Annotated in this window: 7 protein-coding genes; 5 read left to right on the top strand and 2 right to left on the bottom strand. The window is 35.8% G+C overall.

The annotated features are described in order from the left end of the window. Positions 1-291: hypothetical protein (locus WCG23_12665; protein ID MEI8390722.1), on the top strand; the 291-nt coding region annotated here is incomplete at its 5' end. 335 nt (positions 292-626) lie between these two features. Here the strand turns inward: WCG23_12665 and WCG23_12660 are convergent. After that, positions 627-1,859, bottom strand: a complete 1,233-nt coding sequence (locus tag WCG23_12660) for a methionine gamma-lyase family protein (GenBank protein ID MEI8390721.1) — start codon at positions 1,857-1,859, stop codon at positions 627-629. A 145-nt stretch (positions 1,860-2,004) separates the two neighbouring features. Here WCG23_12660 and WCG23_12655 point away from each other — a divergent pair, with 145 nt between their 5' ends. Next, the gene (locus tag WCG23_12655) at positions 2,005-4,509 is read left to right on the top strand and encodes an alpha-amylase family glycosyl hydrolase (protein MEI8390720.1); all 2,505 of its coding nucleotides are present in this window, start codon (positions 2,005-2,007) and stop codon (positions 4,507-4,509) included. A gap of 6 nt (positions 4,510-4,515) precedes the next feature. Here WCG23_12655 and WCG23_12650 read toward each other — a convergent pair whose 3' ends face one another. Beyond that, complete coding sequence (locus tag WCG23_12650; protein ID MEI8390719.1) at positions 4,516-4,638, bottom strand: hypothetical protein; 123 nt, start codon at positions 4,636-4,638, stop codon at positions 4,516-4,518. A gap of 443 nt (positions 4,639-5,081) precedes the next feature. On the opposite strand from WCG23_12650, the gene WCG23_12645 reads away from it, so the two are divergent. The 3 genes from WCG23_12645 to WCG23_12635 all read left to right on the top strand — a co-directional run. After that, positions 5,082-5,717, top strand: coding sequence for a thymidine kinase (locus WCG23_12645; GenBank protein MEI8390718.1), 636 nt, complete (start codon positions 5,082-5,084; stop codon positions 5,715-5,717). Between the two features lie 29 nt (positions 5,718-5,746). Further along, positions 5,747-6,682 carry a radical SAM protein gene (locus WCG23_12640; GenBank protein ID MEI8390717.1) on the top strand — a complete coding sequence of 312 codons (936 nt, stop codon included), beginning with the start codon at positions 5,747-5,749 and terminating at the stop codon, positions 6,680-6,682. A 152-nt stretch (positions 6,683-6,834) separates the two neighbouring features. Beyond that, positions 6,835-7,358: hypothetical protein (locus WCG23_12635; protein ID MEI8390716.1), on the top strand; the 524-nt coding region annotated here is incomplete at its 3' end.

Here is a 7,358-nt window from a genome sequence, read left to right as displayed (position 1 = left end):
TTAAATAATATTGTAGAAATGGGAAAAATAGTTTTAGAAAAGGAGGTGATTCTAGGTGGGGATTATGTTAATATCTTCCAGAAAAACCCCACCACTGTTGAGGGAGTTAATATTTTCGATGACAAAGTAATAGAAGGTCTTAAAGCCCTTGACTGTAAGGGGATGGAAAAATTAAATGCAGTTAGGGAACGAGGTCTCCCAACCGAAGTATCCTTGAAAAAAATAACAGACCTTGCAGAAGAATTATTTGGCACATATCCAAGAAATTTTAAAAAACCCAAACAAAGTTAGCTCAACTCCTGCAAAATCCCTTTTAATACAGGCTTGACCTCTGGAACGGATTAACTTTGGGGGTTAGGGGCTTGCCCCTGACAGTGTTGTCCCTTTGGGTTAAAGTTTTTCTTTCTTTTGCTTCGTTTTCTTACTTTTTGCGTTCAAAAAGAAAGAAAATGAAGGAGGGTTTTAGTACTCAGTACCCGTTATAAAAACTAGACCTTTCGAATTGCTAAATCGCCAAAATCGTCATTGCGAGCATAGCGAAGCAATCTATAAAAACAAAATGGATTGCCGCGTCGAGTCTAAAGCCTCTCCTCGCAATGACGCGTGAACTTGATTAGCAAGATGAGTTAACCAAGCTCCTGCAAAATCCCTTTTAAAACAAGCTTGACATGGGCATAATTAAGTCCGCCCTGCATATAAGCCACATAAGGCTCTCTCAAAGGACCGTCTGCGGAAAGCTCTATGGTAGAGCCTTCAATAAAAGTTCCTGCCGCCATAATGACTTCATCTCCATAACCTGGGACTTCATCAGGGATTGGGGTTAAATAGGAATCAACAGGGCTGCAAGATTGGACTGTTTTGCAGAATTTAATTAACTTTTCTCTGTCGCCAAACTGTATTGCCTGAATTATATCTGAGCGAACGTCATCAGGAAAAGGATCGATCTTGTAACCAAGATCATGAAACACCTGAGAAACAAGAACAGCACCTTTTAATGCTTCGTGAACAATGCCGGGAGCCATAAAAAAGCCCTGAAGAATAAGCCTTGACTGATTGAGCATTGCCCCGCCTTTTCTGCCGATTCCCGGAGCTGTTAACCTCATTGCTGCAAGGTCAACAAATTCTTTTTTTCCTGCAATGTAGCCGCCTGTTTCAACAATTCCGCCACCCGGGTTTTTAATCAAAGAGCCTGCTATCAAATCAGCCCCGAGGTCTGTCGGTTCAATTGCTTCAGTGAATTCACCATAGCAATTATCAACAAAACAAATACAATCAGGATTTTTCTTTTTAACAACTTCAATAATTTCAGCCATGACTTCCATATCAATGACTTTTCTCATGCTGTAACCGCGCGAACGCTGTATCAAAACCATAGTAGAGGTTTCATCTATTGTTTCTTCAAGTTTTTCAATATCAATATTAATGCCGTTTTTAAGAGGAATTTCTTCATAAATCACCCCGTGCCCTTTAAGTGAAGCCTTTACGTTTCCTCTCAATCCTATAACCTCTTCCATCGTGTCATAAGGTCTTCCTGCAACGGAAATAAGTTTGTCGCCGTGGCTTAAATTCCCAAAAAGAGCGCATGCTATAGCATGGGTTCCTGATACAAAATGATTTCTGACAATCGCCGATTCGCAGTTAAAAACCTGTGCATAGACTCTGTCTATAATTTCTCTTCCAAGATCGTCATGCCCGTAACCGCTGACAGTTGCAAAATGTTCTTCCCCTACCCTGTTATCCTGAAAAGCTTTTAAAACTTTTTCCAGATTAAGTTCCCTGATTAATTCTAATTCCTGAAAAATATCCGTAAGCTTTTTTTCAGCCCTGTTAATTATTATATTTTTATCTAAATCGTGCATTTTTAACCTTTCTTAATTATCTTCTTGTATTTTATAAAAACATAAACCAAATAAAAATAAATTTTACACTCAAAAAGAGCAATTTTTTCTTTTGTTTTGTTTTGTTAATAATATATTGATTTTTTAGGAAGTGAAAGGAAGCAAGATGAAACTGCAAAATTTACAGCCGGCCTGTACTCAGACAAAAGCCGCTAATCAACAAGCCGGTTCTTTAAGTTCTTCAACTTTAAAACCCTTGAATATTGAACATGCTTCTTTTGCACCCGTCAGTTCTGAAAATATTAAAGCATATTCATTAACAGGATTAAAAAACCTGTCTTTTGGAAGGACAATGGCGGAACACAAGTCATGGGGAGTAAATTATGATCCGAAAACACAAAAATCAACCGTAAAAATATATGCTCCTTCTGCTGATGATGTATTTATTCAAGTTGCCAAATACGATAAAAATAATAATTTATTATGGGATGTGCATGAGCCTGCAAAAGCCGATAATAAAAATGTTTTTGAATACAAATTAACAAAACATACTACCTCAGAAGGTTATCAGTATCATTCACTTGATGATGAAGCTGCCAAAAAAATGCTTCCGCCAAATACAATGTACAGGTACAGAATATCAAGAGATAACGGAACTCAATATTTTGAGCCTGATCTTGAATCAAAATCCCAGCCTTTTGATACTCTCGGATGGTCGCAGGTAATTAATCCGATAAATATAGACGCGGCACACAAATCAACGCCGTTAATTGATGTTTCACAAATAAATGCCTGTGAACTTCATGTCGGGATTTTTTCTAAAAAACATGATTTTCAAGGCTTGCATGAAAAAGCAAAAGAATTAAAAGAAAAAGGTTATAATACCGTCCAGCTTATGCCGGTAAATTCTTTTTACAGCGGCGGAAAAAATTATGCCGATAAAAAACAACACCCTCAGGGCTGGGGATACGATCTTCAGTTCACAAGAGCTGTTCAACAATCATACGGCGGAATTGAAGAATACAAAAAAACCGTAAAAATTCTTCACGAGGCAGGTTTAAAAGTAATACAAGATGTTGTGTTTAACCATGCAGCATTTCTCCTTTTCAATGAAAATGGCAAACCGCCAAGTGAAAAAAGCGGGTTTAATGCAGCAGGCGAGCTTTATAAAGTTAGCGGAGTTCCAAACTGGGGCCCAAGACCAAAATTTGAAAACCAGCATATAAGGGAACATGCTATAGATTCTGCGCTGTATTTTCTTAATGACCTTAAAGTTGACGGATTAAGGCTTGATTCCGTACATAATCTCATACCGGAAGGCATGCCAAAAGATGGAAAACAGGCAATAGAAAGAATGGACAGAAAGTTTCTTAAAGAACTTATGCTGGAAATACAACAGCACTCGCCGGGCGCTGTAGTATATGCTGAATACGAAAACAGAAACGGGCTTGAACCGTCCAAAGGAACAAATACAGTATCAGTAAACCCTATAGACCTTACCAATAAAGAAAAATTATTATTAAAACAAGATCAAAGGGATATATCTCAAAATCTGAATTTAGACCCTGATGCACATACAAATGTGGTCAAAAGTGTTGCTGTTAAGGGCGGGACGGATGAGCCTATGGGCTTTGATGCAGTGCTTGGAATAGATGGTCCGCATTTTGCCAACCAAATTATTTTAAACAGCAAATTTAATAATTTTTTAGACATTTTCCATGGTGAAAGAAGTCCAAGAGCAGTAACATATTTAACGGGATGCCATGATTATGCTTCAGGCGACTTTTATCCCGAAGAAGGCAAAAACAGAGCTATAGTCAGATATGCGCAGGCATTTACAAAGCTTGATGAAAATGAAACAAGAAAAGAGCTTGAAAAAGACTATAAGAGGGATAATACCAATGAACAAATAAACCCTCAACAATTAAAGGGCAAAGATAAAGAAATATATGACGGAATTCAAAAATCCAAAGCCGCATGGAGAATGGCAAGGGCAATGCAGTTTCTTACTCCCGGACCAAATCTTACACTTGCAGGCGATGAAAGTGCAAATATAGCAGAATTTAAATATATGTTTACTGATACACCTGATGGAATAAAAGAAAATGTCAGTCCGGAGCAATATAAGCAACTTAATAAAGGAAAAATGGATGGATATACTAATCCTTTAAAAGTAAGCGAAAAAATAAAACTGGAAAAAGGCTATGATGCTTCTAATCCTGATTTATTGGAGAAATTTACAATAGAAGGAAATCCGGAAAATAAAAAACTTGAACAATTATTTAAGGATTTCTCCAAAATAAGAGAAGGAAATCCGGCAATTACAAACAGAAACACCTCTTCTGAGTTCTGGAACATCGGTTTGAATAAAGATGGCGGCGTTGGCTATATTTACAGAAAAAATGAAGAAAAGAATAATGAAATTTTTGCGCTTGTAAATTTGAACAAAGATAAATCATATACCGGTAACGACAAAGGACCATACAAAATACATGAATTTAACGGCAGGCTGCCTGAAGGGAAATGGCAACTTGTTATGAATACAGAGGACAAAAAATATGCCGGCAGCGGATTACAAAATGCTGAAATTATAGACGTAAGAAAAAATAATTGTCCTTCAGTTAATTTGGCTCCGTTTAGTGTTCTGGTTTATAAAAAAATCGGGAACTAGCCGAAATCAGTGTTTTTGAAAAAATCTTTTTTCAGGATCTCTTGTAATAAAAAGCCCTGCTGCTAAAAACATTAAAAATACCAGTGTCATTCCAAAAGCTATAAAAATTGTATTGGCATCTATATTCATTTTTTAGTTCTCCAACTTATTTATAAAATTATCTATTTGAATTGATTTTTTTAGATATAAAAAAAAACACTAAGAAGCTAAGAAATAAACCTGCTATCGCAAATAAACCATTTGTGGATATACCGTTTTGTATAAGTATAGTTGTTGAACCACCTACTAATACAAGAAAAGAAGTCCATAAATGATTTCTTTCATCTCTTGATGTGTCAATTAATTTGTTTAATTTATTTTCACTCATAAAATTGATTTTACTATTGCCGTATAAAAAAAGCTATTTTTTTATTTATAAAATTATATATTTATTTTTTGTGTAGTAGTGTAAAAATAATTTGTTTTTTATAGTCAATAAATTAACCATTTTTGTATAATCATTTAAGGACTTTAAAAAACAAAGCGTATGATAAAATAAAGTTTGCAGTATTTTATAAAAAGGGTGGGGATTCATGCTAAAACTTATCGTCGGACCAATGAAAGCGGAAAAAACAGGAGAATTAATCAGGCTTGTCAAAAGGGCTTCTATCGGAAATAAAAATATCGTTGTTCTAAGCCCGCAGATTGACGAAAGAACGGTTGGCGAAGTTATTGAATCAAGAAACGGCTCAAAAGTAAAAGCATTCAGAATTCAAACATCTGATTTAATAGAAAGCTTCATAAACGAATCTGTAGATATAGTTTTTATTGATGAAATCCACCTGTGGGACGAAGGTTTGGTAAGAGCAGTCTGTAAGCTTACCGATTCAGGAATTGACGTTATTTGCTCAGGCTTGGATATGAACTACATGTCAGCTCCTTTTGAAATTGTATCAAGACTTCTTGCCTTAGCTGACGAAGTTGAAAAACTTACGTCTGTATGCGAAGAATGCGGCTCAGATAAAGGCAGGAGAACTGCAAGATACATTAACGGGAAACCTGCTTCGTTTAACAGCCCTGAAATACTTGTAGACGGAACAAATACAAGTGTTGTGTACAAAACTTTCTGCAATAAATGCTACAGAAAGATTGGCATGTTCGGTCTTGGCGGATACCCCATGAAAAATATAGAAATTCCCGAATCTGAAACAGCCGCAGTAAACTGTTAATTCTTATTTTTTTATAATAAAATCAAATTATGAAAGTTCTTGCAAAAACAGGCAGAGAAGATATAGCGATTGTTTATATAGCTGAATTTGACAACAAAAAAAGAATTGAATTTGTCGAATCAATCCAACCGCCTTTATCTCGTGAAAAAAAATGGGTATTGATAATCTCAAGCCTTTTCGGGTGCTGCATAAATTGTCAATTTTGTGATGCAGGGGGAAACTACGAAGGCAAACTTTCAAAAGCAGAACTTCTTGCACAGATTGATTATATGGTTAAAAATCGATATCCTGAAAAAATTATTCCTGTTGAAAAGTTTAAAATCCAGTTTGCCAGAATGGGAGAGCCTTCCTTAAATCCAAACGTGCTGGAGGTTCTTTACGAATTACCGCAAATCTATGATGCCCCCGGTCTTATGCCGTCAATTTCAACTGTTGCGCCTGCCGGAGCAGATAAATTTTTTGAAGAACTGTTGGAAATAAAAAATAAACTCTACAAAGAAAAATTTCAGATGCAGTTTTCTATACATACAACGGATTTAGAAAAAAGAAATCAGCTTATCCCTGCAAAAAAATGGAGTTTTAAAGCGATTTCCGACTACGGAAACGATTTTTTTAGAGAAGGGGAAAAGAAAATTACTCTTAATTTCGCTCTTGCAGATAGCATGCCGGTAGATTCGCAGGAACTTTTAAAATATTTTTCGCCAGATAAGTTTTTAATAAAAATCACACCGGTAAATCCAACTTTTAAAGCTCTTTCCAACAATTTAATTTCTAATAATTTGTTGAAAACAAAAGAACATGAAATTATACAAGATTTGAATAAAGTCGGCTATGATGTAATTCTAAGTATCGGCGAGCTTGAAGAAAACCGCATAGGAAGCAACTGCGGACAATTTCTTGCAAATTATGAGCAAGAAAAAAAGAATTTAAAAGAAAGCTACAATTATCAGCTTAACAAAATTTAATATATAAATTTTCTAACTATAACTAAAACATGCGTGAATTTTGGAAAATTCATGATTTTTGCATGGCAATTTATATAAATTGATTGTTTTTATATTAATAAGAAAAATAAGTGAAAGTGGTAGTAGAGATATTTAAGGAAAGAGGAAAAATTATGGGAGACATGAGAGTTGAGAAATCAGTAGTTTTTAATCAAAAAGATCAGTTTAGTCCAATTAATCAAGAGACCCAGGCAGAGAAAATAAACCCTGATTTATGGGGTTTTGGAAAAGTAGAGTCCAATGATAATATGGGCGTGGATATCAAACCGGCAGATCAAAAAATCTCATTAAACTTACCTCTAGATTCTGGAGAGAAAAAGGAAAAAAGAGGTTTATTGGCAACAGTTGCACCTCATGTAGCAGCAGTCGTGGCAGGTATTGTAGTTAAACTCGTTGGAGGAACAGGCGCTGAGGGCGCTGCAGCTGGAGCAGTCGCTAATCCTGCTACAAGCTATCTAACTAATCCTAAAGGTAATTCTTATAAATTTGGTGATCTTGTTACAGATGCAACAGTCGGAGGAGCTGAAGGTTATTTCGGATCATTGATTCCAAAACATAGAAAAGAATCAGATCCAACCGTAACACCAACCGTAGCTCCAACCGTAGCACCAACCGTAGCACCAACCGTAGCACCAAC

This window comes from bacterium, from assembly GCA_037147175.1.
Classification (GTDB): domain Bacteria; phylum Cyanobacteriota; class Vampirovibrionia; order Gastranaerophilales; family UBA9971; genus UBA9971.
This window is presented reverse-complemented; position numbering and strand designations above follow the sequence as displayed.